Annotated in this window: 3 protein-coding genes; 1 reads left to right on the top strand and 2 read right to left on the bottom strand. The window is 74.6% G+C overall.

The window, feature by feature from the left end:
* The coding region (locus tag L2I40_RS21375; protein ID WP_237217230.1) for an NAD(P)/FAD-dependent oxidoreductase at nucleotides 1-657 on the bottom strand (657 nt) is incomplete at its 3' end.
* Nucleotides 658-715: 58 nt separating this feature from the next.
* The gene (locus tag L2I40_RS21370; protein WP_237217228.1) at nucleotides 716-1,621 is read right to left on the bottom strand and encodes a LysR substrate-binding domain-containing protein; all 906 of its coding nucleotides are present in this window, start codon (nucleotides 1,619-1,621) and stop codon (nucleotides 716-718) included.
* Between the two features lie 152 nt (nucleotides 1,622-1,773).
* Between L2I40_RS21370 and L2I40_RS21365 the strand changes: the two genes are divergently transcribed.
* Nucleotides 1,774-2,934: 8-oxoguanine deaminase (locus L2I40_RS21365; RefSeq protein ID WP_237217225.1), on the top strand; the 1,161-nt coding region annotated here is incomplete at its 3' end.

Raw genomic sequence — 2,934 nt, 5'->3', positions numbered from 1 at the left:
CGCGTTGCCGAGCCCCGCCGCGAGCGCGACGCGCGCGGCCTCGATGGTTCCCTGCGCGGTCGCGACGCGGAAGCCGCCGCCCGGCAGCGCCGCGATGTCCCGCACCGGATGGTCGGGCAGGTACGCCGCGCCACGTGCCGTCGCGGCGGCATGCAGCGCGCGGAACAGCCGGAGCGAGTTCACATGGCCGTCGAGCGGGCAGAAGATCCCGCCCACCACCTCGGCCCCGAGCGCCGGCATGGCGCGGGCGATGCGGGCGTGGTCGTGCACCTCCCAAGGCACCGGCTCCCAGCCGGGCTGGTTGTGCATGCGCATCATGGCCGCGCGACGCGCGTCGAGCTCGGCCTCCGAGAGGCACAGCGAATAGCCGCCGGGCTGCGACAGCCCGAGATCGATCCCCGTCTCGTCCCGCAGCGAGGCGGCGAAGCCGGGCCAGAGCGCGGCGCTGCCCGTGGTCCAGGCGCCGTAGCGCGCCATGCCGAGGCCCTTCGACTGCACCCAGACCAGGGCGAAGTTGCCGCGGCTGGCCCGCCGCGCCACGTCGCCCTCGTCCAGGATGGCGACGCGCCGCCCCTGGCCGGCGAGCCCGCGCGCGAGGGCGAGCCCGACGACGCCGCCGCCGATCACCGCGATGTCGTATGCCGAGGAGGTCGTCATCGGCCGCAGGATCGGCGGCACGTCCCGCGCGTTCAAACGCCTTCTGCGTCTGGGGTCATCAGGAAAGCTTATGGGTTCCCAGCGCGTCGTCGCAGAGGACGAGCAGGTCGCGCAGCGCCGTCGAGGGCGGCATCCCGGCGACCCCGACGATCCGCAGCTGCATGGCCACCGGCGCATCCAGCGGCCGCACGGCGCCGCCGAGCGCGCGGTGGAGCAGCGCCGTCTGCGCATCCACCACACCGACGCCGAGGCCCTGCAGGACCAGCGCCGAGACCGTGGCGGCAAGCTGCGTCTGCACCTTGACGCGCGGCTCGATCCCTTCGCGAAGCAGGAGGCCGGAGAGCTGCGCGCCGACCGATGACGGACCGGCGCTGAGCGCGACGAAATCCCGCCCGTCGAGGTCGCCGAGTGTCGCCGCCCGCCGCGGCAGGCGATGGCCGCGCGGCGCGATCAGCGCGCAGGGCAGCGCGTGGCGGCGCAGCACCGCGAGGCCAGGCGCCGGCACGCTGCCCTCGATGATGCCGAGGTCGACTTCCTGCAGCTGCACCAGGCGCACCACCTCGATCGAGGACTGCACGGTGAGGTCCAGCGTGACATCGGGCGTGGCGTCGGCGAAGTGCCGGAGGACCCCAGGCAGGAAGGAGGCGGCGGCGGCAGGCATCGCCGCGATCCGCAGCGTGCCGCGCCGGCCCTGCCGGATCTCGGCGGCCACGTCGCCGAGCCGCTCGAGGCCGCGGAAGCTGCGCTGCACCTCGTCGAAGAAGAGGCGTCCCTCGGGCGTCGCGACCAGGCGGCCGCGCACGCGCTCGAACAGGGCGAAGCCGACATCCTCTTCGAGTTCCTTCAGCAGGCGGCTCACGGCCGGCTGCGTGCGGCCGAGCGCGGCGGCGGCGCGCGTGACGCTCCCGCCAAGCATGGTCTGCCGGAAGGCCTGCAAGGCGCGCGTTCCGGGCGGCCGCGGCATCCTCTGCTCCGTTCGCTCGGGGGCGACGCTAGAGTGCCACGGCCGCGGCGTCCACGCAGGCCGGCGAAGGCGCAAGCGGCCGTCCCGGGACTTCCCACCGCGCCCGGGCTCGTCGCGTAATGTGCCGGAACGACGCGCCTGCGGAGCCCGCCATGCCTGACCTGCTGCTGCGCAACGCCGAGGTGGTGGTCACCATGGACGCGACCCGGCGCGAGATCCGCGGCGGCTGGGTGCACGTGCTGGACGGCCGGATCGCGGCGCTGGGCGGGCCCGCCGACCCTGTCCCGCCCGCCGCCGAGACCATCGACCTCGCCGGCCACGTCCTGCTGCCCGGCCTGGTGAACACCCACCACCACATGTACCAGACGCTGACCCGCGCCCTGCCGGCGGCGCAGGATGCGGAGCTCTTCGACTGGCTCGGCGCGCTCTATCCGGTCTGGGCGCGCATGACGCCGGAGATGCTGCGCATCGCCGTTGCGACGGCCGCGGCGGAGTTGGTGCTCTCCGGCTGCACCACCGCCGCGGACCACCACTACATCTTCCCGAATGGCTGCCGGCTCGACGACACGATCGAGGCCGCCGCCGAAATCGGCCTCCGCTTCCACCCGACGCGCGGCGCGATGAGCCTCGGCCGCTCTCAAGGCGGGCTGCCGCCGGACGAGGTGGTGGAGCGGGAGGACGCCATCCTCGCCGACATGGACCGTGTGGTGGCGCGCTTCCACGACCCGGCGCCGGGCTCGATGCTCCGCGTCGGCATCGCGCCCTGCTCGCCCTTCTCGGTGACGCGGGAGCTGATGCGTGACGCGGCGGCCTTCGCCCGCGCGCGCGGGCTGCGCCTGCACACCCACCTCGCCGAGAACGACAAGGACGTCGTCTTCTCCCGCGAGCGCTTCCGCTGCACGCCGGCCGAATACGCCGAGGAACTCGGCTGGGTGGGCCCCGATGTCTGGCATGCGCACTCCGTGAAGCTCGACGCGGCCGGCATCGCGCTGTTTGCCCGCACCGGCACGGGCGTGGCGCATTGTCCCTGTTCCAACATGCGTCTTGCCTCCGGCATCGCGCCGGTGCCGGCGATGCGGCGCGCCGGGGTGCCGGTCGGGCTCGGCGTGGACGGCTCGGCCTCCAACGATGCCGGGCACATGCTGGCCGAGGCGCGGCAGGCGCTGCTGCTGGCGCGCGTGGGCCATGGCCCGGCGGCGCTGACGGCGCGCGAGGCGCTCGAGATCGCGACGCTCGGCGGCGCGCGCGTGTTGGGGCGCGAGGACATCGGCGCGCTCGCCCCCGGCATGGCGGCCGATCTCGTGGCCTTCCGC

The sequence above is a fragment of the Falsiroseomonas oryziterrae genome (genome assembly GCF_021864505.1).
Taxonomy (GTDB): Bacteria; Pseudomonadota; Alphaproteobacteria; order Acetobacterales; family Acetobacteraceae; genus Falsiroseomonas; species Falsiroseomonas oryziterrae.
Note: the sequence above shows the minus strand (reverse complement) of the source record. Positions and strands in the feature narration are given on the sequence as shown.

Coding starts and splice junctions, on each gene's coding strand:
- L2I40_RS21370 (WP_237217228.1), bottom strand. CDS start 1,621: ATGCCGCGGCCGCCCGGAACGCGCGCCTTGCAGGCCTTCCGGCAGACC.